The organism is Paenarthrobacter sp. AB444 (assembly GCF_028736865.1).
GTDB classification, from domain to species: Bacteria; Actinomycetota; Actinomycetes; order Actinomycetales; family Micrococcaceae; genus Arthrobacter; species Arthrobacter nicotinovorans_B.
Genome location: NZ_JAQZBY010000001.1, coordinates 1 through 26,391 on the forward strand (window position 1 = coordinate 1; position 26,391 = coordinate 26,391).

The window sequence follows — 26,391 nt, forward strand, 5'->3', positions numbered from 1 at the left end:
CCGGCCTCTCTTGTTCATTTGTTTACCAGATGCTCACGCGTTCCTGCGGCTCGGTCCACATTCCGTCAGCTTCGCGTACTCCGAAGGCCTCATGGAAAGCATCGAGGTTTCGTGCGATGGCATTGGTCCGGAACTCATTGGGGGAGTGCGGGTCGGTGGCGAGCCTGCGGATCGCTTCCTCGGCTCGAATGACCTGACGCCAGCCGGCTGCCCACGACATGAAGAACCGTTGCTGACCCGTAAAGCCATCAATGACTTCCGGTTCTTTACCATCCAGGCTCAGCAGGTACGCCTTGTAGGCTATGGTCAATCCGCCAAGATCACCGATGTTCTCGCCCAGGGTGAGCTTGCCGTTCACTTTGTGATCGGGGGCGGCATACGGTGAAAGGGCGTCGAACTGGGCCACGAGTTTTGCCGTGAGTGCTTCGAAGGCCTTGCGGTCGTCCTCGGTCCACCAGTTGCGCAGTGCGCCGCTGCCATCGAACTGCGATCCTTGATCGTCGAAGCCGTGGCCAATCTCGTGTCCGATCACTGCGCCGATCCCACCGTAGTTCACGGCGTCGTCCGCCTCCGCGGTGAAGAAAGGCGGTTGGAGGATGGCAGCCGGGAAGACAATTTCGTTCAACATGGGGTGGTAGTAGGCGTTGACTGTCTGAGGCGTCATCAGCCACTTCGTCAGGTCAACGGGCTTGCCGATCTCGTCCAAGTGCCGGTCCACGTCGGCGTCATGGGCACGCTCGACGTTGCCGAGAAGATCATGGGGGTCGATCTCCACGGCGGAGTAGTCAATCCATTTCTCCGGGAAGCCGATCTTGGGACGGAACGCGTCCAACTTCTTCAGGGCTTCCTTCTTGGTCTCTTCGCCCATCCACTCCAATGACGAGATGCTTTCGCGGTAGGCCTCGATCAGATTGGCTACCAAGGTCTCCATCCGGGCCTTGTGACCGGCGGGGAAGTGCCGTTCGACGTAGATCTGGCCAACTGCCTCGCCAAGTGCTGCTTCCACGACCGCGACTCCACGCTTCCACCGTTCCTTGTTCTGTGGTGTCCCGCTGAGGGTCGTGCCATAGAAATCGAAGTTGGTGTCAACGAAGGCGGACGACAAGTAGGGGGCGGCCGAACTGAGAACCCGAAGTGTCAGCCATTCCTTCCACGTCTGCAGGGGCTCGGATTCCAGCAAGCCGGCAGCGCCGGTGAAGAAGCCGGGTGTGCTGACAACGATTTCCCGCCGCTTCTCCGCATCGACGCGCGCCGCATCGAACCAGGTGTCCAGCAAGGGAAACAGCGCCGTTGCCTCTTCCGCCGACTTCAAGTTGTACGTCTTCTGGGGATCCCTGAGCGTCACGTTGTCCCAATGATGCGATGCCAAGGCCGTCTCAAGCGCGACCACGCGCTGGGCAGCCTGCGCAGCGTCGGCGACACCGGCGAGGGTGAACAGTCTTTCGATGTACTCGCTGTACGCCCTAACGATGCCGGCGAACTTGTCCTCGCGGTAGTAGGACTCATCAGGCAAGCCCAGGCCACCTTGACCGATGTACAGCAGGATGCGTTCAGGGTTGCCGGCGTCCGGGGCGGGGTAGATCGAAAAGAGCCCTGATACATCCGAACGGAAAAGCCGGCCAATCAGGCCAGCCAGCTCTCCGGCGGACTGCACCGCCCGTACCTCCTCGAGTCGCGGCCGGACAGGGTCGAGTCCCTTTGCCTCGGCCGAGGCCTCATCCATGAAGCTTGCGTAAAGGCCGCCCACTTTTTGCTCGATGCCCGTGGCCGCTTCACCCTTGCCGGCGGCTTCTTCGATGATTGCCTTCACTGCGAGTTCGGCTCCATCGCGTAAGGCGGTGAACGTCCCCTCCAACGGCCTGTCGTCAGGAATCGTGGTGCTGTTCAGCCACGCGCCATTGACGTGTTGATAAAGGTCGTCCTGGGGCCGGACGCTGTGGTCGATATTCGAAAGAGTGATCCCCGACTGTGGCACTGTGGCTCCTTGAAGGGACGCTGCAGTCGGCGTTGCCACCGCTGCGGCGTCTGCATAGTGGACGTTGCATGAGGTGTTGCACTGTCATCATACGCACCGTGCTACTGTAATTTTGTGCGTGCGGAAATGCTTCTTCTTAGCTGCCGCGGCGAGGCCTGATAGCTGTTTGACGCTGGGCCACCCTCGCCGCGGAGTTTCGTTGTGTCCGGCCAAGCTTTCATACAGTTCTTAGAGAAAAGGCCACACGTCATGCGTAATGCACAAAAGCCCTCCGGTATGCCCATTCACCGCTATGTGCCGTTCCAGGACCAGATCACCGTTGAGGTCCCTGACCGTACCTGGCCGGACAAGGTCATCACCAAAGCTCCGCGTTGGTGTGCTGTTGACCTCCGGGATGGCAACCAGGCGTTGATCGATCCCATGAGCCCGGCCCGCAAGCTCAAGATGTTCCAGCTGCTGGTCAAGATGGGCTACAAGGAAATCGAGGTAGGGTTCCCCTCCGCATCACAGACCGACTTCGATTTTGTCCGTCAGCTGATCGAGGGCGGTCACATTCCCGACGACGTCACCATCCAGGTCCTGACCCAGGCGCGGGAACACCTGATCGAGCGGACCTATGAGTCCTTGGTCGGCGCCAAGCAGGCCATCGTCCACCTGTACAACTCCACATCGGTACTCCAGCGGCGTGTCGTCTTCAACCAGGACGAAGACGGAATCCTGGACATCGCACTGCAGGGCGCACGGCTCTGCAAGAAATACGAAGAAACACTGACGGACACGCACATCACCTACGAATACTCGCCCGAGTCCTTCACAGGAACCGAGCTCGAATACGCCGCGCGTGTGTGCAACGCCATTGCCGACGTCTTTGAGGCATCAGCCGACAAGCAGGTCATCATCAATCTGCCGGCCACCGTGGAAATGGCTACCCCGAACGTTTACGCCGATTCGATCGAGTGGATGCACCGCAACCTGCACCCCCGCGACGGCATCATCATCTCCCTGCACCCCCACAACGACCGTGGCACCGGAGTTGCAGCCGCTGAACTGGGCTACCTGGCTGGCGCGGACCGCATCGAGGGCTGCCTCTTCGGAAACGGCGAACGCACCGGCAACGTGGACCTGGTGACGCTCGGGCTGAACATGTTTGTCCAGGGCGTGGACCCCATGATCGACTTCTCGGATATTGATGAGATCCGCCGAACGGTGGAGTACTGCAACCAGCTGCCCGTTCCGGAGCGCTCACCCTATGGCGGTGACCTGGTCTTCACGGCATTCTCCGGTTCGCACCAAGACGCCATCAAGAAGGGCTTTGAGGCACTGGAGAAGGACGCTGCCGCTGCCGGGAAGTCCGTGGATGACTTCACCTGGCAAGTGCCTTACCTGCCGATCGACCCGAAGGACCTGGGGCGCAGCTACGAAGCCGTCATCCGGGTCAACTCCCAGTCCGGCAAGGGTGGCGTTGCGTACCTGCTGAAGAATGAGCACAACCTGGACTTGCCACGTCGGGCCCAGATTGAGTTCTCCGGCGTCATCCAGCGGCGGACGGACGCCGTCGGTGGCGAGGTCAGCGGATCCCAGCTGTGGCTGATCTTCCAGGACGAATACCTGCCTTCAGACGAGGAACAGGCCCAGTGGGGCCGCTACACGCTGGGCAGCGTGAGCACCGAAACCGATGAAGCCGGTGCCATGACCATGAATGCGAACCTGCGGATTGATGGTGTCGAGGTGCGGCGCACCGGACACGGCAATGGTCCGATTGCGGCGTTGCTGGACATTCTGCACCAGGACGGCGTAGACGTCCGGGTCCTCGACTACAGCGAGCACGCACTGTCCGAGGGCGGCAGCGCCAGCGCCGCCGCGTACGTCGAATGTGCCGTCGGAGAGCGTGTCCTGTGGGGAGTAGGGATTGACCCCAGCACCACGACGTCTTCGCTCAAGGCTTTGATTTCGGCTGTGAACCGGGCAGTACGCGACGCCCAAGCCTAGGCTGGAACCGTGTGGTGACAGGAAACTCTGTCACCACACGGTCCGGTGGCCGTCCCGGGTCCAGGCATAGTGCGAAGATTAGATGTGGCCAATCCATCGTTTGCCGCCCGGGCCTATCGGGACGATGCCGTAGTGCTCCGTACCCACAAGCTGGGCGAGGCGGATCGCATCATAACCTTGCTCACGAAACACCATGGGCAAGTGCGTGCCGTCGCCAAAGGCGTTCGAAGGACGAGCAGCCGCTTCGGAGCCAGGCTTGAGCCGTTTATGGTGGCAGATCTGCAACTGGTGTCGGGCCGGACGCTGGACATTGTCACCCAGGCTGTGGCCAAGGGTGCCTACGGGAGCAGCATCGCCGCCGACTATGGCCGGTTCACGGTGGCTGCGGCCATGACCGAGACCGCTGAAAAGCTGACGGACGCCGATTCCGAATCAGGGACGGCACAGTACAACCTTCTGGTGGGTGCGTTGGCAGCCCTGAGTCGTTCGGACCATCCGCCGGAACTGATCCTTGACTCCTACCTTCTGCGTGCGTTGGCCACAGGAGGATGGGCTCCCAGCTTTACCTCCTGTGCCCGGTGTGGCCGTCCTGGACCGCATACCGCCTTTGCCGCCCCTGTGGGCGGCATGGTCTGTGGGGACTGCAGGCCGCCAGGTTCACCGGCGCCTGCGGCCGAAACCGTCGTCCTGCTTGGAGCCTTGTTGACCGGCGACTGGGCTGTTGCGGACGCATCAGATCCACGGCACCGCCGTGAAGCCGCGGGCTTGGTGGCAAGTTACCTGCAATGGCATTTGGAACGTGCCGTGAAATCCCTCAAACATGTGGAGCGAAGCTGACAGTGGCACTTGGAAAGAAGAGCAAGACGACGGAGACCCGGACTACCCCGGTACAGGCGCCTTATGCGCATCCTTCCGGAGCGGTTCCGCCAAATATTCCGAGTGAACTCATCCCGCAACACGTCGCCATTGTCATGGATGGCAACGGACGATGGGCCAATCAACGCGGATTGCCCCGGATCGAGGGACACAAGGCCGGAGAGCCCGCGCTTCTGGACGTCATGGCGGGAGCCATCGAGCTGGGGATCAAGTACGTCAGCGTCTACGCATTTTCAACCGAAAACTGGCGCCGCTCACCCGAAGAAGTCCGCTTCCTGATGGGATTTAACAAGGATGTGCTTCGTAGGCAGCGAAACCAGCTCGACGATTGGGGTGTCAGGATCCGCTGGGCCGGCCGCCGGCCCCGCCTTTGGGGCTCCGTCATCAAGGAGCTGGAAGAAGCCGAGGAGTACACCCGGGCCAATGACACCTGCACGTTGACCATGTGTGTTAATTACGGTGGGCGGGCTGAGATTGCGGACGCCGTCTCCGCCATTGCCGAAGACGTGGCGGCCGGTAGGCTCAAGCCAGGGTCCGTCAGCGAGAAGACCATCCAGAAGTATCTGGACGAGCCCGACCTCCCGGATGTCGACCTTTTCCTGCGAAGCTCGGGGGAGCAGCGACTCTCCAACTTCCTGCTGTGGCAGTCTGCCTACGCGGAGTTCGTGTTCCTGGATACCCTCTGGCCGGACGTTGACAGGCGCACCCTGTGGGACGCCGTCGAAATTTATGCCAAACGCGACAGGCGCTATGGAGGAGCCGTGGACGCGGCGCCCGCCGCTAATTAGCCTGCGTGTGCTAATTCAGTACGGATAAGCCGCGAGCCACACTGCGACGTCCCGGTACGCTTGCTGCCGGACCGTGCGGCGCGACAGGAAGATGTCGTGGAGGGCGCCCGGGTAACGGAAGACCGCGGTTCGCCGCGCCAAGCCAAGGGCGCGCCGGGAGGTTTCTTCGACGTCGATGACGGCATCAGCGCGCATCAGGTCGGCCGTCCAGTCGGCTTGGATCCTGGTGCGGCCCGACAACAGAACCAAGACCGGGGCATCAATGTTCAACTTGCGCTCAACAGCGGCGTGCCCGGCAAGGACAGCCTTGGTCCAACCAGCTCGAATGGGAAATGAAGCCCGTGGCCGCCACACCGGGTCCAGCATCCATTCGCCATGCGCTTCATTGCTGACGCTTTCCCAGTAGGCAGGCATTTCCGGAAACCTGAAGGGGCGCTTCGGATCCGTGCGGGCGAACGGTTCCACCAAGTGCATGGCGATGCTGCGGACCAGGCTGCTGCCCTGGAGCTCAAGCCAGGGCGAGTTCAGGACCAGGGTGCCCACTGTGCCTGGGTTGCGGTTGGCCCATAGCGCGGCGATGAGTCCACCCAGGGAATGGGCAATCACATGGATGGTGGGAGGCGCATGATTGCTGGTCCGTGCTGCCACGTCCCGTTCGATCTCCCTCAGGGCCGCGGCAAGATCCTCGTCATAAACGCTGAGGTCGGACGTGTAGCCCGGTGTTTGTCCTGGAAGAAGGCTTCTGCCGAATTTGCGCAGGTCCACCGCATAGAAAAGAAAGCCTGAGGCGGTGAGGTATTCGGCGAGTTCCGTTTGCAGGAAGTAATCGGCCCAGCCGTGGAGATAGAGGACGACTTTGGGTGCCCCGTCCGGTTCGCGCGGTGTGCGGTGCCTGCGTTTGAGGAAGGTCGCCAGGAAATCGAGGATTCCGTGCGGAGCTGTGTCCTCGAGAGCCGGAGCGTGCCTCACAAGCGTTGCTTTGACCGGACCTTCCTCGTCATCTTTAAGTGGCAGGTCCATGCATTCGTAGTTGTGGCCCAGGACGTCGGGCCTCCACTGCTGACCGGAATTGCCTGTCCCCGTCACGTATCCCTTTCCTCTTGCCCTTCCAGAGCGCCATGGCGCATGAATCCGCTGATCCAGCGGGCGAGCCGTTCATATGCGTCTTTCCGTACCTCTGGTGCCGAGAGGAAGACATCATGCAGGCCGCCATCAATCCGTTCCAAGGTCACTGTCCTTCCCAGTGCCATGGCGCGCAGGGCTATGATGCCCACATCCAGGACCGCGTCGGAGCGACGCATGGATTCCTGCCACACCATGCCGTTGGCGCTGGCCGCTGAAGTCAGAACCAATACAGGTATTTCCAGGTTGAGCCCCCTGGACACCTGCGAATGGCCCGCAAAGACGGCGCTCAACCATCCAGCCCGCACAGGGAAGGCAAAAGGAGGCCGGTACTTCTCGTCGAGTACCCATTCTCCCTCTGCGCTGCTGCTGATGCTGCGGAAGTAGAAACCTCGCTCCGGCAGCCGCAAGACAGTCTCCGGACGAAACCTGGCAAGAGGTGCGACCATGGCGTGGGCGGCACGACGGACCAGTGAGTTCCCGTGCATTTCGAGCCACGGACTGTCGAGTATCAGGAATTGGACCTGGCCGGGATGGCGGCTGGCCCATAACGCGGCAACCAGGCCCCCGGTTGAATGCCCCATCAAGGTCAGCGTGCCGTCGGGGTAGCCAGAGCGGTCATCCCGAATGAGGTCCATGGCGATGTCGATTTCGGCGTCGTAGTACCTCAAGTCAGCTACGTAGCCGCCCGGAGTGTTGGACTGCAGGCTCCGGCCGTGGTTGTGCATGTCCAAAGCGTAGAAATCGTAGCCCTGTTCGGCCCAGAAACGGGCGAGTTCGGTATTGAAGAAGTAGTCGCTCCAACCATGGAGGAAGAGCACGGCTCCGAAGGACGCGCGTCCTGAGCCAGGATCCGAGGTGGAAGTCCCTTCAGTCCGATGCCGGACCAGTGTGGCGTGGCGGGTCACGCCGTCGGGCCCCGCCGCCTCGAAGCCGCAGGACTGGAAGTCCTTTCCAAGGATGTCAGGGGTCCACTCCATGGCTTTAGCTTAGACACCGTCCGCGGCGTTCCGCCCTGCAGCCCTGCCCGAGAAGAGGCAGCCGCCAAGGAACGTTCCTTCCAACGCCCGATACCCGTGGATGCCTCCTCCTCCGAACCCGGCAGCCTCCCCGGCTGCATAAAGACCCGGAACCGCTTCCCCCTCCACGCCCAATACCCTTGAGTCCAGGTCTGTTTGAAGGCCGCCGAGGCTCTTCCTGGTCAGGACCGAGAGGCGGATCGCAATCAAGGGACCGTGCTTAGGGTCAGTCAGGCGGTGCGGAGGTGCGACCCGCATCAGTTTGTCGGTGGCGAAGCGCCGGGCTGCCCTGATCGCGGCAAGCTGTGGGTCCTTTCCCAGGCCACTGGTCACCTGCCGGTCCCGGGCGTCCACCAACGCCTCCAGGGTGCCGGCATCAATCAGGTGGTTTTGAGCCAGACGGTTCATCCCCGCGGCGAGCTCCCGCACCGATGTGGCCTCGATGAAGTCTTCGCCCCTTTGCAGGAAACGTTGGATAGGGGAGTCGGTGCCCGGCTTCAGGCGCGAGGCAAGGAGCCTCACGTCCTTGCCGGTGAGGTCAGGATTCTGTTCAGACCCGGAAAGAGCCAGCTCCTTGAGGGCGATGGTTCTGTCCAGGACGAACCATGAGTAGCCGCGGCCTGTTGCGAGAATATGGCGCAACGCTCCCAGGGAATCGAAACCCGGGAAGAGCGGGGCCGGCAATTGGCTGCCCTCGGCGTCGAGCCACAGGGACGAAGGGCCCGGGAGGATGCGGATTCCGTGCTTGGGCCACACAGGCTCGTAATTGTGGATGCCCTCGGGGTAGTGCCACATCCGGTCACCGTTGATCAATCTTCCGCCCGCTGCTTGCACTGCCGGAAGGAACCCACCGTCCACCGAGGCGGGCACGCCACTGAGCATGTAGGCCGGCGCTGAGCCACCTGGCCATTGCCGACGCACGAGATCGTGGTTGCCCCCTATCCCTCCCGTGGTCACCACGACCGCTCCGGCGTTCACCTCGAAGTCGCCGACGGCGACCCGCGAGGACTCCTGGCCCCGCACCGCCGTCGACCATTCCAAGACCTGGCCCGACACGCCGGTGACCCGGCCTGCCGTCGTCGTCAAGGAAGCGGCCCTGTGCCTGAAGAACATCCGCACCTTTCCCGCAGCGACGCCTTCCTGCACCTTTGCGAGGAACGGTTGGACAAGCGCCGGTCCCGTTCCCCAAGTGACGTGGAATCGGGGCACCGTGTTTCCGTGACCTTGGGGACCGTACCCACCCCGCTCGGCCCACTGAACCAGCGGAAAAATGCCGACGCCCAGGTTACTGAGCCAGCTCCTTTTCTCACCGGCGGCGAAATGGACGTAGGCCTCCGCCCAGGCCCGTGCATGCCCATCTGCCGGTCGATCAAAGGCTGCAGAAGCCATCCAGTCGGACAGGGCGAGCTCGGGGCTGTCCTTTACGCCCAGCCTGCGCTGCTCCGGGGTATCGACCATGAAGAGTCCGCCGAAGGACCAGTGCGCCTGGCCTCCCACTGATGCTTCCGGCTCTTGGTCCAGCACCACAACGCTCTTTCCGGCGGCATAGGCGGTCGCGGCCGCGACGAGTCCGGACAATCCGGCACCAACCACCGCGATGTCGGCAGAAACGCGCCGGGGTCCATGATGTGCGTCACTATCTTCCAGCGGCATGCGTACATGCTAACGGCTTCTGCGGTCACGGGTTTGGCCAGCGGTCCCGGACCGGCAAAACTAGGAGCATGCGTGTTTACCCCACATTCTTCAAGTTGGCCTTTTCCTGGATGGATGCCGAGAAAGCCCACAAGATCGGTTTCCAGGCGATCCGGACAGCGCACCGTACCGGCGCCGGCCGGATTCTGGCGCGGCTGAGCGCCCCGGATGCCTCTTTGAGGACAGAGGCTTTCGGCCTCACTTTCCCGTCGCCGTTCGGGCTGGCGGCCGGTTTCGACAAAGAAGGCCACGGTATCGAGGCTTTGGCCGACCTTGGTTTCGGCCACGTCGAAGTTGGCACCATTACCGGCCAGGCCCAGCCGGGCAACGACAAACCCCGGTTGTTCCGCCTGATCGAAGACCGTGCCGTGGTCAACCGCATGGGATTCAACAACGACGGCGCCGCAGCCGTTGCGCCGAGGCTCAAGTCCGCCCGGGCTGCTTTGCAGAGGTTGTACCCGCAGTCGCGGCCGATCATCGGCGTCAACATTGGCAAGACCAAAAACGTGGACCTGGACGACGCCACGGCAGACTACCTGATCAGTGCGCGCGGCCTGGCTCCTGCCGCGGACTATCTGGTGGTAAACGTCAGCTCCCCGAACACGCCGGGCCTGCGTTTGCTGCAGAACGTTGAAACGCTGCGTCCGCTGCTGAGGGCCGTCGGTGACGCCGCCGACGAAGCTGCAGGACGGCACGTTCCCTTGCTCGTCAAGATTGCTCCGGATCTGTCCGATGAAGACGTTGACGACGTCGCCCGTCTCGCGCTGGACCTGAAGCTGGATGGAATCATCGCCACCAACACCACGATCTCCAGGGCCGGTCTTAAGTCCGACCCCGCACACGTCGAGGCCCTCGGGGCCGGTGGCTTGTCGGGTGCTCCGCTCAAGCAGCGATCCCTGGAAGTCCTCCGGCGGCTCAAGGATGCTGTGGGTGATGAGCTTGTGCTGATTGCCGTTGGTGGCGTCGAGACCGCCCGCGACGTTCAGGATCGCCTCGATGCCGGAGCAACACTGGTGCAGGGGTACACGGCTTTCCTGTATGAGGGTCCGTTCTGGGTATCCCGCATCAACAAAGGCCTGGTCAAGCTGCGGCAGCGGGCGTCCCGCTAAAGCCTCTCAAAGCAGAAGACCCCGGACCAGTGGTCCGGGGTCTTCTTGTCAATGGGGCACTAGGCCGGGTACTGGCCGCGCTTCACCTGTGGCTTGGGGAGGCGAAGCTTGCGGAACTGGAGGGCGCGCATGCAGCCGTACCAGACTGATCCCCGCTCGACCTCGCCGAACTTCGCAGTCAACTGCTTGCGAAGCTTGCGGGAAAGAATGAAAACGTCCACGAAGACAGCGAGGAACATGATCCAGAAGCCCACCAGGACGTAGCTGATCCCGGCACTGGTCGGCGGAATGATCAAGGAAATGACCACGAACAGCAAAGCGCCGAACATCAGGTATTCGCCCAGGCTGAAGCGGGCGTCGACGTAGTCGCGAACGTACCGCTTCTGAGGGCCCTTGTCGCGCAAGGGGAGGTACTTCTCATCACCGGTATCCAATGCCTGCCGCATCTTCATGCGCTGATCCTGGATAGCCACCCGTTCTGCCGCTTTCGAGGCCTTGCGGTCGGTGGGCACCAGAGGGCGCTTCCGGGCGGCTTCCTGGTCCTTCCGCTTGGGCGTAGGGGCGCCCTTGCCGGCGCCCGGCGCCGGGGCGGTGGCGTAGGCCTGGTCTACTGTTGACTGAGCGCTGGGCTCTTCCTTTTTACGTCCGAACACCCATACAGAATACCCTCAGCGAGGTGGCGCAGGTTACGTCGTCCCGGTCGATGGCTCTTCGGTGCCCGGTCGGGCATCCCGGGATGGCCGGCCAGCCGGAGGTAAAGTGTGGGCCATGACTTCAGCACATGCGGACACCCCGCAGAACAAGCAACAGTACTCCGGCGACATCCCGGTCGAGGCACTGGCCACGGCGGTTGACGAGTCCTTCGACTCCACCATGGATTCCCTGCGCGGGCTCGTCTCGATTCCAGGCATTGCATGGCCGAGCTTCGACCCCAAGGAACTGGATCGAAGCGCCGAGGCCGTGTCGTCGCTGGTCAAGGCTGCCGGCATGACCGACGTCCGGATCCTCAGGTGCGACAAAGCCGACGGGACCCCCGGTGGTCCCGCCGTCGTCGCCCGTCGACCAGCGGCGGAAGGAAAACCCACCATCCTTTTGTACGCCCACCACGATGTACAGCCGCCGGGGGACCGGGCTCTGTGGAAGTCCGAACCGTTCGTGGCAGAGGAGCGGGATGGACGCCTTTACGGGCGCGGAGCCGCTGACGACAAGGCCGGCATCATGGCGCACCTGGCAGCGTACAGTGCTGTCAGCAAGGTCCTCGGCGAGGACCTCGGTCTCGGTGTGACCTTCTTCTTCGAAGGTGAGGAGGAAGCCGGCTCGCCGACGTTCCGCACCTTCCTTGAGGAACACCAGGAGCTGCTGCGGGCAGATGTGATCGTCGTTGCCGACTCGAGCAACTGGAAGGTGGGCGTCCCGGCTCTGACCACCAGCCTCCGTGGCTTGGTGGATGGAACGTTCGAAGTCCGGGTTTTGGACCACGCTGTCCACTCGGGGATGTTTGGCGGACCGGTCCTGGATGCTCCCACGCTCTTGTCGCGCTTGATAGCGACTCTCCACGACGACGACGGCAACGTGGCGGTCGCCGGCTTGGCGGCCCGCGACGACGTTGCGGTCGACCTCACCGAGGCGGACTACCGCGCGGATGCCTCAGTGCTCGACGGCGTGCGGCTCGCCGGGAGCGGCACGATCGGTTCGCGCCTGTGGACCAAGCCGGCCTTGTCCATCATCGGTATGGACGTCCCGGCGGTGGATGTCGCATCCAATACCTTGATCCCCGCGGCGCGGGCAAAGTTCAGCATGCGCCTTGCGCCGGGTCAGGACCCCGAAGCCGCCATGGAGGCCCTGAAGCAGCATGTGGAATCGAACGCCCCCTTCGGTGCCAGGGTGACCTTTACGCCGGGGGAGCGGGGGAACGCTTTTGCCACCGACACGACTTCCGGGGCTGCGAAGGTGGCTTTGTGGGCCTTGGAGGAGTCGTGGGGCGTCAAGCCCGTCGAGATGGGAATCGGCGGCTCCATCCCGTTCATCGCAGACCTCACGGAGATGTATCCGGACGTTCAGATCCTGGTGACCGGTGTGGAGGACCCTGACTCCCGTGCCCACAGCGCCAACGAATCCCTGCACATCGGCGACTTCCGCCATGCTGTGCTGGCCGAGGCCCTGATGCTTGCGCGTCTGAATGCCGAGGGGCTGGGCGCCTAGGACCCGTTCGGCCGGGAACAAGGAAATGCTGTCTGTGGTTACGTCAGGAGTTATAGCTAAGCGTCTGCGAGACGTAGCATTAGCTGTAACCCGTATGTAATTGGGTAAGGGCAGGCAGCGTCCCGGCGCCGCCGCCAGAAGCTTCATAAGAAGGTAGGCCAATGAGCACTGCAACCAACGAAAACAGCACCGGAACACAGGTCGTCGCCAACGACGAGCTGCCCACGCACGAGGTCAACCTGACCGACGTGGCGGCAGGCAAGGTCCGCAGCCTCCTCGAACAGGAAGGGCGCACCGACCTTCGGCTGCGCGTTGCAGTCCAGCCTGGCGGCTGCTCCGGCTTGATCTACCAGCTCTACTTTGACGAGCGGATGCTCGACGGAGATGCTGTGCGGGATTACGACGGTGTTGAGGTCATCGTGGACAAGATGAGTGTGCCTTACCTCAGCGGCGCAAGCATCGACTTCGAGGACACCATTTCGAAGCAAGGCTTCACCATTGACAACCCGAACGCCGGCGGGTCTTGCGCCTGCGGTGATTCGTTCCACTGATGTGAGCCATCGCCGCATGTCGGCGCCACTTGCGGGTTGCTTTAAATGCATCCGGAGCCACGGCGCTGACATGTGCGCGAAAACCGCTTGATAGCGGTAAGCTCTACATCGGGTAGTAAAACTTTTAGTGTGCCCGGTGAGCCTTCGGCCTGCCGGGAGACAGCAACAAGAGGAAGGGCCGTCTGTGAGTTCGCAGAACCGAACCGGCAGCCGACGCATAAAGATCACCTCGATCACTGGCTTGGCACTCGCCGGCGCGTTGGTTTTGACCGGATGTTCACCAGAGGTAGAGAAGGGTTGGCTGCCTACAGAGCGCGGCACTACCAACCACACTGACCGGATCATGGACCTCTGGGTCAACTCATGGATCGCCGCTTTGGCAGTCGGTATCATCACGTGGGGCCTTCTGGTCTGGTGCATCATTGCTTACCGTCGCCGCAAGGGCACCACGGGATTCCCCAAGCAGCTCAGCTACAACCTGCCGCTCGAGGTCTTTTACTTGACCATCCCGCTGTTCATGGTTCTGGTGTTCTTCTACTTCACCGACCAGGACCAGCGCGCGATCGATGACCGCTCACAGCCGGCCGACGTCGTCGTTGATGTCCGCGGCAAGCAGTGGGCATGGGACTTCAACTACAAGCAGGGCCAGGTCATCACCGAGGACCTCCACGAGGCCGGCGTCCAGGCGCACCTGACCGGCAACGAGGTCGACAAGGAACTGCTCCCCACGCTGTACTTGCCGGTCAACAAGTCCGTTGACCTGGAACTGAACTCCCGCGATGTCATCCACTCTTTCTGGGTCCCCGCGTTCCTCCAGAAGCGCGACATGATCCCGGGCAAGACCAACTACATCCGGTTCACCCCGACGAAGGAAGGCACCTTCGATGGCAAGTGTGCTGAACTTTGCGGTGAATACCACTCCGAAATGCTTTTCCGCGTCAAGGTTGTCTCCGAGTCTGAGTTCAAGGCCCACATGGACAAGCTCCGCCAGGATGGCAACACGGGCCTGCTCGGTGCGGAATATGACCGCAATCCGAACCTGAACGAAAAGTAAGGGGAGCGACGTGGCTACTTACACTCAATCCGCCGGGACCCTCGAGGCTCCCGTAGTTCCTAAATCCAAGGGACGCATCGTCGTCAACTGGATCACCTCCACGGACCACAAGACCATCGGGTACATGTACCTGATCGCGTCGTTCGTGTTCTTCTGCCTCGGTGGCGTCATGGCGCTGCTGATCCGTGCAGAACTGTTCGAACCAGGTATGCAGATCCTGCAGACCAAAGAGCAGTACAACCAGATGTTCACGATGCACGGCACCGTGATGCTGCTGATGTTCGCAACGCCTCTGTTCGCCGGCTTCGCCAACGTGATCATGCCGTTGCAGATCGGTGCACCGGATGTTGCGTTCCCCCGACTGAACGCTTTGGCTTTCTGGTTCTTCCTGTTCGGCTCCACCATTGCAGTCTCCGGCTTCATCACCCCGCAGGGTGCGGCAAGCTTTGGTTGGTTCGCCTACGCGCCGTTGTCGAACACGACATTCAGCCCTGGTGTCGGTGGTGACCTTTGGGTCTTCGGACTTGCGCTCTCCGGTTTCGGAACCATCCTCGGTGCTGTCAACTTCATCACCACCATCATCTGCATGCGTGCCCCGGGCATGACCATGTGGCGTATGCCGATCTTCACCTGGAACACCCTGGTGACGGCAATCCTGGTCCTCATGGCATTCCCGCCGCTGGCTGCAGCCCTCTTCGCCCTTGGCGCTGACCGCCGCTTCGGTGCGCACATCTTTGATCCCGAAAACGGCGGTGCCGTCCTCTGGCAGCACCTGTTCTGGTTCTTCGGCCACCCCGAGGTGTACATCATCGCCCTGCCGTTCTTCGGCATCGTCTCCGAGATCTTCCCGGTCTTCAGCCGGAAGCCGATCTTCGGTTACAAGGGCCTTGTCTACGCAACCATCGCCATCGCTGCCCTGTCCGTGACGGTGTGGGCCCACCACATGTACGTCACCGGCTCGGTCCTGCTTCCGTTCTTCGCCTTCATGACCATGCTGATCGCAGTACCTACAGGCGTGAAGTTCTTCAACTGGATCGGCACGCTGTGGCAGGGATCCATCACCTTCGAGACGCCCATGCTCTGGAGCATCGGCTTCCTGGTGACCTTCCTCTTCGGTGGCCTGACAGGCATTATCCTGGCTTCCCCGCCGCTGGACTTCCACGTTTCCGACTCCTACTTCGTGGTGGCCCACTTCCACTACGTCGTGTTCGGTACGGTCGTGTTCGCCATGTTCGCAGGCTTCTACTTCTGGTGGCCCAAGTGGACCGGAAAGATGCTGAACGAGCGTCTCGGAAAGATCCACTTCTGGCTCCTGTTCCTCGGTTTCCACGGCACGTTCCTTATCCAGCACTGGCTCGGTGTTGAAGGTATGCCGCGCCGTTACGCCGACTACATGCCGCAGGATAACTTCACGTGGATGAACCAGTTCTCCACCATCTCTTCCTTCGTCCTGGGTGCATCACTGCTGCCGTTCTTCTGGAACGTCTACATCACGTGGCGCAGCAACAAGAAGGTTGAAGTGGATGACCCGTGGGGCTTTGGTGCTTCGCTGGAATGGGCAACCTCTTGCCCGCCGCCGCGCCACAACTTCACCTCCTTGCCCCGTATTCGCTCCGAACGCCCGGCCCTGGATCTCCACCACCCGGAGTTGGCCCAGGTGCACACCGCCGAGGCTCCGTCACCCGCAGCAGCAGTCTTGGGTAACGCCGACCAGAGGGACGTCAGTAAATGAAAATTGAATCGTGGCTCTTCGGGGCCGGAGTCTTCTTCTTCGTGCCAGTAGCCATCGCATATGGCTTCCTGACCGAATGGTCCGAGTGGGTCGGGGTGCTCGGTATCCTGCTGGTCGGTGGGCTCGCGGGCATGATCGGTGCCTACCTTGGCTTCACCGGCAAGCGCATCGGAATGCGTCCGGAGGACCGTCCTGATGCAGAGATCCACGAAGGCGCTGGTGAGCAGGGACACTTCAGCCCCTGGAGCTGGTGGCCCCTGGTCCTCGGTCTGTCCTGCGCTGGCGGATTCCTCGGCCTGGCCGTTGGTTTCTGGGTCACCTACGTGGCCGGCGGCCTGGCGCTCGTCGCACTCGTTGGCTGGGTCTTTGAGTACAGCCGCGGCGACCACGCCCACTAGTTCTTCACTTTGAAAAGGATGGGCCCCACCGAAGGGTGGGGCCCATCCTTTTTTGTTCCATTTCAGATCCGATTCGTGAATCCCGCCGACGCCGGACTCACGGGGGGCGGCTCAGCGGGCCTCAGGGGCCTCCAGAACGGAGGAAAGGGCAGCCAATGCGTTATCGGCCTCCGAGATGGTTTGCTGGTCCGTCAGGGCCTCAGGAGCGACCTCCAGGAAGACTTCGCAGCCGTGTTCGAAGTCTTCCGTCATGACCTCAAGCAGCGAGCGGGCGTCGACCGGATGTCCGTCAGCTTTTCGGATGGTTACCGGTAGTCCTGTCTCCGTGACAGCGCGTACGAAGACTGCCGCCGCCCGGGCGTGCAGGCCGATTTCTGCGGCAACCGATGCTTTGTGCTGCGGCAAGCCAGCTCCTTTGCTAAGGCGGTTACCCCGCCGAAAAATGATCCCTACAAGCGTAGCGGCCAGCGCCCAGCGCCTAACAACTTGGGCCCTCGCTGGTCTAGACCTGAGGTGTCCCTGAATTATCCTAGAACCATGACTTACATGGCGGACTACTGTCGTGGCTGACGCCGCGGGCATTGCCGGCGAGATCGATCGATCCAGCAACACGCCAATCTACGTCCAGCTCCGTGAAATCCTGCGAACCTTCATCGCGCAATCCTGTCCGCCCGGTTCAGCCCTGCCGTCCGAGCGGGACCTTTCCGAACGCTTTGGGCTCGCCCGCATGACCGTCCGCCAGGCGATTGATGCCTTGGTTGGAGAGGAAGTCATTGAGCGTGTTGTGGGCCTGGGGACCTTCGTCAAGAAGCCAAAGCTTGATCTGCAGGTGAAGCTGACGTCGTACAGCGAGGAAATGCAGCGTCGTGGCATGGTGCCGGCTGCCAAGGTCCTCAGCTTCGAGCAGATTGCGGCAAGTGCGTTTCTGGCGCGCGAACTCCAGCTCGACGAGGGGACACCCCTGGTGCGGTTCCGCAGGCTTCTGTTGGCCGACAACGAGCCCATGAGCGTGGATGAGAACTTCATCCCTGCGCACCGTGTCCCGGGGCTCCTCGACGAGGCGCCTCCCACCTCGCTGTACAACGTGCTGAGCGAACGATACGGCCTTGTCATGGAGTGGGGCGAGGACATGATCGAAGCCACCGCGGCCTCTCCTTCGACTGCCAGGCTGCTCAACGTTGACGTGGGTTCCCCGCTGCTGAAGATACAGCGGCACGCGTTCGTGGCCCGCGCCATGGTGGACTACTCGGTGTCCTATTACCGTGCCGACCGGTACAAGCTGTGGATTCCCCTGCAACGGCCCGGTGTGCGCCCAACCCGGAACTACGCCTCGGGGTACCGCACCCAGTAGTACAAGCCCGTGATGGGCTCCGTGTGTGTTTCTTCTGTTCCAGGGGTGCCGTGCGTATCATCACGACAATACAAAAGAGGGGCCCAGTCCGTGTGGACTGGGCCCCTCTTGTGGTTGAGTTCCGAGCTGCTAGTGGCTCAGGCTCTTCTGTTCGTCGCCAGCTGCAATGGCCTCGTGGTGGCCGTGCGAGTGGGCTGCTTCGAGTTCCGCGGGAGTTGCCGGAGCAACGCGGTCTTCGAAGAACCAGCGGGACAGTGCTGCGCGGCGCTTTTCCTTGCGGGTTACTACGCCATGCTCGTTTGGCTGTGCCGGCAGGGGAGCGGGTGACTCAAAGCCGACAAGCTTGTACCGCTTGTATTCGTCCAGCGGAGCGTGGACCTCGATGAACTCACCGTGCGGGAGGCGCACAATGCGTCCGGTTTCGCGGCCGTGGAGGGCGATTTCACGATCCTTGCGCTGGAGCGCCAGGGCAATGCGCTTGGTGACGATGAACGCGATGACCGGGCCGATGAAGAACAAGGTCCTCAGCCAGTAGGTCACGTCGTTCAGGGACACGTGGAAGTGGGTGGCGATGAGGTCCGAACCTGCAGCGGCCCACATGACGCAGTACCAGGTGAAACCTGCAACGCCGATGGCAGTACGCGTGGGGGCGTTCCGGGGACGGTCGAGAACGTGGTGTTCACGGTCGTCCTTGGTTACCCAGCGTTCGATCCACGGGTAGGTGAACAGAACGGTGAAGATGATTCCTGCCGGTACGAGGGCCGGAAGAAGCACGTTCAGCGTGAGCGTGTGTCCGAAGACAATCCACTCAAAGTGGAAGTCGTTGACCACGCCGGGCATGAGGCGAAGTGCGCCGTCGACGAATCCGATGTACCAGTCAGGCTGGGTGCCTGCGGAAACAGGGGAGGGGTCGTAGGGACCGTAGTTCCAGATCGGGTTGATGGTGAAGGCCGCTGCCATGAGTGCCAGGACACCAAACACGATGAAGAAGAAGCCACCGGCCTTGGCAGCATAAACCGGACCGAGGGGGTAACCGACGACGTTGCCGTCGTTGCGGCCCGGGCCAGGGTACTGGGTGTGCTTGTGCACAACCACCATGAACAGGTGGATCACGATCATCAGGAGGATCAGCGCAGGTACAAGCAGGATGTGCAGTACGTACAGACGGCCGATGATGGCCGTACCCGGGAACTCTCCACCGAAGAGGAAGAAGGAGATGTAGGTACCGATGACCGGGATGGACTTGATGACGCCGTCGATGATGCGCAGGCCGTTGCCGGAGAGCAGGTCATCGGGGAGGGAGTAGCCGGTGAAGCCGGCAGCCATGGCCAGGATCAGCAGAACGCCACCGACAACCCAGTTCATTTCGCGGGGCTTACGGAAAGCACCCGTGAAGAAGACGCGCAGCATGTGCACGCCCAGCGATGCCACGAACAGCAGTGCTGCCCAGTGGTGCACCTGACGCATGAACAGGCCACCGCGGACATCGAAGGAGATGTTCAGCGATGAGTTGTAGGCAACAGACATTTCGACGTTGTACAGCGGCGTGTAGGAACCCTGGTAGTGGGTTTCTGCCATGGACGGGTCGAAGAAGAAGGTCAGGAAGGTTCCCGACATCAGCAGGATGACGAAGGAGTACAGCGCCACCTCACCGAACATGAACGACCAGTGGTCGGGGAAGACCTTCCGGCCGAACTCACGCAGGATGCCGGAGCCGCCCACACGCTCGTCTACGAAGTTGGTAAAGCTACCAACCTTGGTCTTCGGAACGAAGGGGGCTTCAGCTGTTGATGAGGCGCTCATGCTCGTCACGCTCCCAGTAACTCGGTCCTACAGGTTCTCTGAAGTCGCTGGTAGCGACGAGGTAGCCCTCTGCGTCAACTGCGATGGGCAGCTGCGGAAGCGGACGGCTGGCCGGCCCGAAGATGACCTTGCATTCCTGCGTGAGGTCAAAGGTGGACTGGTGGCAGGGGCACAGAAGGTGGTGTGTCTGCTGCTCGTAGAGAGCAACAGGGCAACCGACGTGCGTGCAGATCTTGGAGTAGGCAACGATTCCGTTGTAGCTCCAGTTTTCACGGCCCTCGGAGGGGTTCAGCGAGTTCGGGTCCAGGCGCATCAGGAGAACAACGGCCTTGGCCTTTTCGTTCAACTTGCCTTCGTGGAGCTCGTTGAGGCCTTCGGGAATTACGTGGAAGGCCGAGCCGATGGTGACATCCGATGCCTTGATGGGGGTGCCATCGGGATCGCGGGTCAGGCGCTTGAGCTTGCCGTCCTGAGGAGCCCACATGGTGTGCGCAAGTGCCCTGTCCGGACGCGGACCCAGGTCGCCGAAGATGGCGAGAGCAGGCAGGGGAGCCAAAGCGACAGCACCAAGAAGGGTGTTGCGGATCAGCGGACGGCGCTTGATGCCGGTCTCCTCGACGATGTCGTCGACGATGCGCACTGCAGCCTGACGGTCCTCTTCCGTACGGATAGCGTGGCGTTCCTCGGACACTTCGTGATCGGGCATCAGGGCCTTGGCCCAGTGCACGATGCCGGTGCCGATACCAAGCATTGCGAAGGCAGTACCGAGACCCAGAAGGAGGTTCTGCGTGCGGATCGTTGCAATGGTGGTGTCGTCGCCAAGGTCAATGGCGAAGTACGCCACCAGGAAGACCAGCGTTCCGATGACAGAGGTGCCAAACAGAATGGCTACCTGACGCTCGGCGCGCTTTGCGGCTACCGGGTCCGTGTCAGCCAGGCGCAAACGATGCGGAGGAAGACCAGGATCCTGGAACTTCTCCACCTCATTCTGACCAGCCGTAGCTACGGTGCCCGAGTGGTTCGGACTGCCGTCACTATGGTTGCCCATAATTCGCCTCATCCTTCTCTCGTTGTCTCGACCGGGGCCGAGTTGTTTTCAGTTTCAAACTGCTGACTGTGCAGCAGAAGTTTTGTTGTGTCCCGATCAGGACGTGCGTGACGTCAGCCAGATCGTGAAGGCGATGATGACACCCAAACCGGCAACCCAAACGAACAGGCCTTCAGAGACCGGGCCGAGGGATCCGAGGTCCGCGCCGCCCGGGGAACCATTGGCTTCAATGGTCTTCAGGAACGTGATGATGTCGCGCTTGTCTTCGGGGGTGACATTCGAGTCGTTGAAGACGGGCATGTTCTGCGGGCCGGTAGCCATTGCCTCGTAGATGTGCTGCGAGGTGACATCTGCCAGGGCCGGAGCGAACTTACCCCGGGTCAGTGCACCGCCGGCTGCAGCGGCGTTGTGGCACATGGCGCAGTTGACGCGGAAGAGTTCTCCACCCTTTGCGGCGTCACCCTTGCCGTCGAGCAGGTGCTCTTCCGGAATGGCCGGACCTGCACCCAGGGATGCGACATAGGCCGAGAGCTGCTTGGTCTGCTCTTCATTGAACTGGACGGGCTTCTTCTGGGCCTGCGGGCCGTTCATCTGCATGGGCATACGACCGGTACCAACCTGGAAGTCAACCGCGGCAGCACCCACGCCGACCAGCGAGGGGCCGTCCTGGGTTCCGCTGGCCCCCATGCCATGGCAGGTGGCGCAGTTGGCGGCGAAAAGCTTGCCGCCCTGTTCTACGTCACTGGCGCTGTAGCTGGGGGTGTCGGCCTTGGCCTGGTTGACAGATGTGGCGACGGCGTAAAGCCCACCAGTGAGGAGGAGGCCCATCAGCAGCAGCGCAATTGCTGCCAATGGGTGACGTCGCTTCTGCGAGAGTGCCTTCACGTGGTGGTTCCTTTATTCGATCCTGCGTCGGCTCCGTGAGCCGCTTCTTGAAATTCTGCCTCTTGTAGAAAAAGAGTCAAGCCGGGCTTACTTGAGGACGTAGATGACCAGGAAGAGGCCAATCCAAACGACGTCGACGAAGTGCCAGTAGTACGAGGTGACGATTGCCGACGTCGCTTCAAAGTGTCCGAACTTCTTCGCCGCAAACGCACGGCCGATGATGAAGAGGAAAGCGATCAGACCGCCGATGACGTGAAGGCCGTGGAAGCCCGTAGTCATGTAGAAGGCGGAGCCGTAGGCGTTGGAGGACAGGGAGACGTGCTCGGAGACGAGCATGGCGTATTCCGTGGTCTGGCCGGCTACGAAGAAGGCACCCATGATGAACGTGAGGGTGAACCATTCGGTCATGCCCCAGCGGGTGAACTGGAAGAGCCCGCCGGTGCGGCGGGGTTCGAGCCGCTCGGCGGCAAAGACGCCCATCTGGCAAGTAAAGGAACTTGCCACCAGGACGATGGTGTTGACGAGCGCAAACGGGAAGTTGAGCTTGGCCGTCTCTTCGGCCCACATCAGTCCTGATGTGGAGCGCAGGGTGAAGTACATGGCAAAGAGGCCGGCGAAGAACATCAACTCACTGGACAGCCAAACAACGGTTCCAACAGAAACCAGGTTAGGGCGGTTCAGCGTCGGGTGCGCCGGGGTACTGGGGGCATGGGTCGCAGATGTCACAAGGACATTATGTCTGTAAAAGTCCAGAGTTCCCAATGCAAACCACCGATTCGGGAGACTTTTTCTACAAAGACGCGAAATCGCGCGGAAAAGTTCCCGGCGTGGTTCACATTGGTCATCGGCGTGGCTGGCTCGATAGCATCAGGGAGTGACTTCTCCGGCATCGGCACCTGCAGCCAGCAATACCTGGCCAGGGCTCATCTCAGCACTGATCAACGGCGACGACCTTGCTGTGGGCAACACAGAGTGGGCCATGAACACGATCATGTCCGGTGAAGCAACCCCATCGCAGATCGCCGGTTTCCTTGTAGCCCTCCGTGCCAAGGGCGAGACGGTGGAAGAGCTTGCTGGATTGGTTGAAGCCATGGTCCAGCACGCCAACCCGATTTCCATATCGGGCGAAAAGCTCGACATTGTCGGAACCGGTGGGGATCGGCTCAACACCGTAAACATCTCGACGATGGCGGCCCTTGTTGCTGCCGGAGCCGGGGCCAAGGTTGTGAAACACGGAAACAGGGCTGCCTCGTCAACATCGGGTTCGGCCGACGTTCTGGAGGCGCTCGGGGTTCGGCTGGACCTCTCCATCGAACAGGTGGCGCGCAATGCCGAAGAGGCGGGCATCACGTTCTGCTTCGCCCAGGTTTTCCATCCGTCCTTCAGGCACACGGCGGTTCCCCGACGCGAACTTGCCGTCCCAACCGCCTTCAATTTCCTTGGACCCATGACCAATCCTGCCCATGTGCAGGCTTCGGCTGTGGGTGTGGCCAATGCGCGGATGGCGCCGTTGGTTGCCGGAGTCCTGGCTCGGCGGGGAAGCCGTGGCCTCGTATTCCGCGGTGACGACGGACTGGACGAACTGACGCCCACTGGGCCGTCCACGGTCTGGGAAATCAGGGATGGTTCCGTAGAGGAGCAGGTTTTCAGTCCTGCGGAACTTGGCATTAAGCCATCCACCGTGGCGGACCTTCGTGGTGGAGACGCAAACGTGAATGCCGGCGTCGTGCGTGAAGTCCTCGACGGGAAGGTTGGTCCCGTCAGGGACGCTGTGCTGCTGAACGCGGCCGCCGGGTTGGTGGCCTTCGATCTTCAGGCCGATGGCAGCTTGCTGGAGCGCATGCGTTCAGCGTTCGACAGGGCAGCTGAGTCCATTGAGTCCGGCAAGGCCGCCGAAGTGTTGGCGAAATGGACGGCCCTCAGCCGGAGCTGATGGGGCCTTAACGCGGCCCGGGGTGGGGTCAGGGTTTATTCGAAACCGAGTGCAAAGGCGGCATCGAGGTCGTGCTGCGAGTAGGCACGGAAAGCGATGTGCGTGGTGGTGTGGACCACCGAAGGCACCTTGGACAGGCGGTCGGCAATGACGTCTGCCAGTTCTTCATGCTGGGAAACCCTGGCGACCGCGATCAGATCCCATTCGCCGGTGACCGAATAGACCTCACTGATGCCTTGGATGGCCGAAATTTGCTCGGCGGTTTCCGGGATGCGTGAGGCATCGGTCTTGATCAGGACGAAAGCGGTGATCACGTGGGGCCTTTCCGAAAAAAGCATCGTTGCGGACGGTTCCCAGCCTAGTGCATCCTCTGGTTCCCGGTCCGGATCACGCCCGGTGTTGCCGCTTGCCCGCGGCTCGACGGATCAGGGTGAACAAGGCACGGAATCCGAGCAGGAAGACGCCCAGGCTGATCAATGCAACAATGATGAAGGGCAGGACAACAGTCTGTCCCGTTGCGGCCCTGAGCAACATCCCAACGCCCACAGCGCCCAGCCACACTGCCACACCCGACGGCCAGACGGAGAAGGGCGTTCGCCACACCCTGAGGACGAGCCAGCCAACCAGTGCACCAACCAAAAATGGCCAGGCGGTGATGAATGCGCCGGAGATGATGTCTCCGCGGGCGTGGGCGTCCCGGCCGATCGCGGCGAAGACAAGAATCAGGACAAGATCCCCGGCGGCGGCTGCCAGCCAGGACTTAGTGGACGAAGACATGCCTTTGACCCTATCGGGGACCCCGCGCAGGCGCGAAGTCGATCCCCGTTCCGCCAGCCCGGTTCGTGTTCCACCACCGCCAGGAAGAATCGATGCCGGCCCGTTGTGTGAGTGAACTCACGGTACTAGCCTCTGATGGGGGACACGCGGTTCCCGTCGTTCTTCGAGGAGTGGCGCATGCAGAAGATCTCTACTTGTTTGTGGTTCGACGGCCAAGCGGCTGAAGCGGCACAGTTTTACACATCGATATTCGACAACTCTTCGATAAGCCCTGGAGTGCCCGGTCCGGACGGCACCGCCCTGACGGTCGAGTTTGAAATAGAGGGCCGGCAGTTCATGGGTCTCAATGGAGGCCCACATTTCACGTTCAATGAGGCAGTTTCCTTGGTGGTGAACTGTGAATCCCAAGAGGAGGTGGACCGATACTGGGAGGCCTTGCTTGCCGGGGGAGAGGAGAGCCAGTGCGGGTGGCTCAAAGATAAGTTTGGTCTTTCCTGGCAAATCGTTCCCACTGCCATGACCGGACTCCTGAACGGTCCGGATCCGGCAGGTTCACAACGTGCCATGGAGGCCATGTTGAAAATGCGCAAACTCGACCTTGCCGTCCTGCAAAAGGCTTACGACGGCGACTGAAACTGTGGGGGAGGGCTGACGCCCGGCGCCCGCGAGGCACGATGACGTGTAATTACACCCAACAACCATAAGGAGAACTGACCACATGACTTCCCGCCTGAATCCCTACATCTCCTTCAGGGACAACGCCCGTGACGCGATCACTTTCTATGAATCAGTGTTCGGCGGCGAGTTGAATATCAGCACCTTCGGCGATTACCAGGCCAGCCAGGATCCGGCCGAAGCCGATAAGGTCATGCACGCCATGCTTGTCTCGCCCAGCGGGCTGACGATCATGGCCGCAGATACGCCCAACGGCATGGAGTACAACCCGGGAAACAACATTTCCGTATCGCTGAGCGGTGAGTCTTCGGACGAGGCTGAACTTCGCGGCTACTGGGACAAACTTGTCGACGGCGGAACGGTCACCATGCCGCTCGAAAGCGCGCCGTGGGGTGACGTCTTTGGCATGTGCGTGGACAAGTTCGGCATAGCGTGGCTGGTGAATATCGCCGGAGCCCAGCAGCAAAGCTGAGCCCGGCAGCACAACTGAGCGCAGGCAAACTGACGCTTCGCACAAGGGCCCCGCTGGAAAGTTCCAGCGGGGCCCTTGTGCGCCGCTAGCAGCTCTTGGTGGCCGCTCATCGCAAAATCCTGCGCCCACCGCTCGAATCCCGGCAAAAAGCTGCATTTTCCGTCAGCTTGGTTTCTGGCGCCCTAGATTCAAGGACCCCTTGATCAATGCGCCCGAAGAGGAACCATGCCCACTGCTGCCTTGCCACATCCCGCAGTCAATGACGAGCAGCTGCAGCGCCTGCCCTCGCCTGAATCCGTCGGCGCGCGACGGGGGAGGGGGCGGTACGGTTCGGTTGGGGAGAGCGACGACGATGCCCTGATGGCCCAGGTCCGGGCCAGCAAAGTTGCCGCGTTCGGAGAACTCTTCGACAGGTATGGCGGAATCGCGCTCTACGTCGCCATGAGGGAAGCGGACAATCCGTCAGATGCCGAGGATGTCGTGGGTGAAGCTTTTGCGGCCGTCTTTCAGGCACTGACGGAAGGCGGCGGTCCGAAGCAATCGTTCAGGGGCTACCTGTTGAGTACCGTCCGGCGGATGGCACATCGTCGAAACGTCCAGGCGCGGCGTGCCTTCCCGGTGAAGTTTCCGTTGCCGGAGGACATTGGGGATGACCAGTCAGTGCTGGATCCCGATGAGACTGCAGCGCTGATCCACGCATTGCGTTCCCTGCCGCATCGCTGGCAATCAGTGCTCTGGTTCAGTGAGGTGGAAGCCATGAAGCCGGCCCAAATTGCCGAGCTGATGGGGATCACCCCGAATGCTGTCTCAGCCTTGTCCTTTCGGGCGCGCCAAGGGTTGCGGAGCGCTTACCAGAAAGTCAGTGGGGCCCATGGGGATGGCTTTGCCTACCATGTCGGCACAGAACCCTGACCCGGTCACCGAGCGACGCACCGACAAG

26 protein-coding genes are annotated in these 26,391 nt (G+C 61.6%); 14 read left to right on the forward strand and 12 right to left on the reverse strand.

Going from position 1 to position 26,391, the window contains the following annotated elements; translation table 11 throughout:
• Positions 1–22: 22 nt before the first annotated feature.
• The gene (locus PQ627_RS00005) at positions 23–1,975 is read right to left on the reverse strand and encodes a M13 family metallopeptidase (protein WP_274257632.1); all 1,953 of its coding nucleotides are present in this window, start codon (positions 1,973–1,975) and stop codon (positions 23–25) included.
• Between the two features lie 249 nt (positions 1,976–2,224).
• On the opposite strand from PQ627_RS00005, the gene leuA reads away from it, so the two are divergent.
• The 3 genes from leuA to PQ627_RS00020 all read left to right on the forward strand — a co-directional run bounded on the left by leuA (position 2,225) and on the right by PQ627_RS00020 (position 5,628).
• Complete coding sequence (leuA, locus tag PQ627_RS00010) at positions 2,225–3,964, forward strand: 2-isopropylmalate synthase (RefSeq protein ID WP_274257634.1); 1,740 nt, start codon at positions 2,225–2,227, stop codon at positions 3,962–3,964.
• 84 nt (positions 3,965–4,048) lie between these two features.
• Entirely contained in the window at positions 4,049–4,801 is a 753-nt protein-coding gene (gene recO / locus PQ627_RS00015) for a DNA repair protein RecO (RefSeq protein WP_144658892.1), read from the forward strand.
• Positions 4,802–4,803: 2 nt separating this feature from the next.
• A complete protein-coding gene (locus tag PQ627_RS00020) occupies positions 4,804–5,628 on the forward strand; it encodes an isoprenyl transferase (protein ID WP_274257637.1) in 825 nt (274 codons plus the stop codon).
• 15 nt (positions 5,629–5,643) lie between these two features.
• Here PQ627_RS00020 and PQ627_RS00025 read toward each other — a convergent pair whose 3' ends face one another.
• Genes PQ627_RS00025 through PQ627_RS00035 form a run of 3 tightly spaced genes read right to left on the reverse strand, consistent with a single transcriptional unit; the run spans position 5,644 to position 9,422 of the window.
• Positions 5,644–6,714, reverse strand: a complete 1,071-nt coding sequence (locus PQ627_RS00025) for an alpha/beta hydrolase (protein ID WP_274257639.1) — start codon at positions 6,712–6,714, stop codon at positions 5,644–5,646.
• A complete protein-coding gene (locus tag PQ627_RS00030; RefSeq protein WP_274257641.1) occupies positions 6,711–7,730 on the reverse strand; it encodes an alpha/beta hydrolase in 1,020 nt (339 codons plus the stop codon). The genes PQ627_RS00025 and PQ627_RS00030 overlap by 4 nt, the downstream gene beginning before the upstream one ends.
• Positions 7,731–7,739: 9 nt before the next feature.
• Positions 7,740–9,422, reverse strand: a complete 1,683-nt coding sequence (locus tag PQ627_RS00035; RefSeq protein WP_274257642.1) for an FAD-binding dehydrogenase — start codon at positions 9,420–9,422, stop codon at positions 7,740–7,742.
• 68 nt (positions 9,423–9,490) lie between these two features.
• Between PQ627_RS00035 and PQ627_RS00040 the strand changes: the two genes are divergently transcribed.
• Positions 9,491–10,570: a quinone-dependent dihydroorotate dehydrogenase gene (locus PQ627_RS00040; protein WP_144658888.1), complete on the forward strand. Its 1,080-nt coding sequence runs from the start codon at positions 9,491–9,493 to the stop codon at positions 10,568–10,570.
• A gap of 59 nt (positions 10,571–10,629) precedes the next feature.
• Here the strand turns inward: PQ627_RS00040 and PQ627_RS00045 are convergent, their stop codons facing one another.
• Positions 10,630–11,223, reverse strand: a complete 594-nt coding sequence (locus PQ627_RS00045) for a DUF3043 domain-containing protein (RefSeq protein ID WP_274257646.1) — start codon at positions 11,221–11,223, stop codon at positions 10,630–10,632.
• A 115-nt stretch (positions 11,224–11,338) separates the two neighbouring features.
• Between PQ627_RS00045 and PQ627_RS00050 the strand changes: the two genes are divergently transcribed.
• The 5 genes from PQ627_RS00050 to PQ627_RS00070 all read left to right on the forward strand — a co-directional run bounded on the left by PQ627_RS00050 (position 11,339) and on the right by PQ627_RS00070 (position 16,507).
• Positions 11,339–12,772: a dipeptidase gene (locus PQ627_RS00050; protein WP_274257648.1), complete on the forward strand. Its 1,434-nt coding sequence runs from the start codon at positions 11,339–11,341 to the stop codon at positions 12,770–12,772.
• A gap of 161 nt (positions 12,773–12,933) precedes the next feature.
• A complete protein-coding gene (locus tag PQ627_RS00055; protein WP_144658885.1) occupies positions 12,934–13,323 on the forward strand; it encodes a HesB/IscA family protein in 390 nt (129 codons plus the stop codon).
• A gap of 184 nt (positions 13,324–13,507) precedes the next feature.
• On the forward strand, positions 13,508–14,377 hold the full coding sequence (ctaC, locus tag PQ627_RS00060) for an aa3-type cytochrome oxidase subunit II (protein WP_144658884.1): 870 nt from the start codon (positions 13,508–13,510) through the stop codon (positions 14,375–14,377).
• Between the two features lie 10 nt (positions 14,378–14,387).
• Positions 14,388–16,109 (forward strand): aa3-type cytochrome oxidase subunit I, encoded by a 1,722-nt coding sequence (ctaD, locus tag PQ627_RS00065; protein ID WP_018777684.1) that lies wholly within the window; start codon positions 14,388–14,390, stop codon positions 16,107–16,109.
• On the forward strand, positions 16,106–16,507 hold the full coding sequence (locus tag PQ627_RS00070) for a cytochrome c oxidase subunit 4 (RefSeq protein ID WP_144658883.1): 402 nt from the start codon (positions 16,106–16,108) through the stop codon (positions 16,505–16,507). Before ctaD ends, PQ627_RS00070 begins: the two co-directional genes overlap by 4 nt.
• A gap of 111 nt (positions 16,508–16,618) precedes the next feature.
• Here PQ627_RS00070 and PQ627_RS00075 read toward each other — a convergent pair whose 3' ends face one another.
• Positions 16,619–16,912 carry an HPr family phosphocarrier protein gene (locus tag PQ627_RS00075; protein WP_274257660.1) on the reverse strand — a complete coding sequence of 98 codons (294 nt, stop codon included), beginning with the start codon at positions 16,910–16,912 and terminating at the stop codon, positions 16,619–16,621.
• A 157-nt stretch (positions 16,913–17,069) separates the two neighbouring features.
• On the opposite strand from PQ627_RS00075, the gene PQ627_RS00080 reads away from it, so the two are divergent.
• Positions 17,070–17,858, forward strand: coding sequence for a GntR family transcriptional regulator (locus tag PQ627_RS00080; RefSeq protein ID WP_144658881.1), 789 nt, complete (start codon positions 17,070–17,072; stop codon positions 17,856–17,858).
• Positions 17,859–17,987: 129 nt separating this feature from the next.
• Here the strand turns inward: PQ627_RS00080 and qcrB are convergent, their stop codons facing one another.
• The 4 genes from qcrB to ctaE all read right to left on the reverse strand — a co-directional run bounded on the left by qcrB (position 17,988) and on the right by ctaE (position 22,320).
• Positions 17,988–19,661: a cytochrome bc1 complex cytochrome b subunit gene (qcrB, locus tag PQ627_RS00085; protein ID WP_144658880.1), complete on the reverse strand. Its 1,674-nt coding sequence runs from the start codon at positions 19,659–19,661 to the stop codon at positions 17,988–17,990.
• A complete protein-coding gene (qcrA, locus tag PQ627_RS00090; protein WP_144658879.1) occupies positions 19,639–20,709 on the reverse strand; it encodes a cytochrome bc1 complex Rieske iron-sulfur subunit in 1,071 nt (356 codons plus the stop codon). The genes qcrB and qcrA overlap by 23 nt, the downstream gene beginning before the upstream one ends.
• A 96-nt stretch (positions 20,710–20,805) precedes the next feature.
• Positions 20,806–21,594 carry a cytochrome bc1 complex diheme cytochrome c subunit gene (gene qcrC / locus PQ627_RS00095; RefSeq protein ID WP_274257662.1) on the reverse strand — a complete coding sequence of 263 codons (789 nt, stop codon included), beginning with the start codon at positions 21,592–21,594 and terminating at the stop codon, positions 20,806–20,808.
• A gap of 87 nt (positions 21,595–21,681) precedes the next feature.
• A complete protein-coding gene (gene ctaE, locus PQ627_RS00100) occupies positions 21,682–22,320 on the reverse strand; it encodes an aa3-type cytochrome oxidase subunit III (RefSeq protein WP_144658877.1) in 639 nt (212 codons plus the stop codon).
• Positions 22,321–22,468: 148 nt separating this feature from the next.
• Here ctaE and trpD point away from each other — a divergent pair, with 148 nt between their 5' ends.
• Positions 22,469–23,527 carry an anthranilate phosphoribosyltransferase gene (gene trpD, locus PQ627_RS00105; protein ID WP_274257665.1) on the forward strand — a complete coding sequence of 353 codons (1,059 nt, stop codon included), beginning with the start codon at positions 22,469–22,471 and terminating at the stop codon, positions 23,525–23,527.
• 35 nt (positions 23,528–23,562) lie between these two features.
• On the opposite strand, the gene PQ627_RS00110 is transcribed toward trpD, so the two are convergent.
• Positions 23,563–23,841, reverse strand: a complete 279-nt coding sequence (locus PQ627_RS00110) for an Lrp/AsnC family transcriptional regulator (RefSeq protein WP_144658875.1) — start codon at positions 23,839–23,841, stop codon at positions 23,563–23,565.
• Between the two features lie 73 nt (positions 23,842–23,914).
• Positions 23,915–24,304 carry a DUF3054 domain-containing protein gene (locus PQ627_RS00115; protein ID WP_274257667.1) on the reverse strand — a complete coding sequence of 130 codons (390 nt, stop codon included), beginning with the start codon at positions 24,302–24,304 and terminating at the stop codon, positions 23,915–23,917.
• A gap of 177 nt (positions 24,305–24,481) precedes the next feature.
• Between PQ627_RS00115 and PQ627_RS00120 the strand changes: the two genes are divergently transcribed.
• From PQ627_RS00120 to PQ627_RS00130, 3 genes are all read left to right on the forward strand, one after another.
• Entirely contained in the window at positions 24,482–24,937 is a 456-nt protein-coding gene (locus PQ627_RS00120) for a VOC family protein (RefSeq protein ID WP_144658873.1), read from the forward strand.
• A gap of 85 nt (positions 24,938–25,022) precedes the next feature.
• Complete coding sequence (locus tag PQ627_RS00125; protein ID WP_144658872.1) at positions 25,023–25,451, forward strand: VOC family protein; 429 nt, start codon at positions 25,023–25,025, stop codon at positions 25,449–25,451.
• A gap of 225 nt (positions 25,452–25,676) precedes the next feature.
• Complete coding sequence (locus PQ627_RS00130) at positions 25,677–26,363, forward strand: RNA polymerase sigma factor (protein WP_274257670.1); 687 nt, start codon at positions 25,677–25,679, stop codon at positions 26,361–26,363.
• Positions 26,364–26,391: the final 28 nt, after the last annotated feature.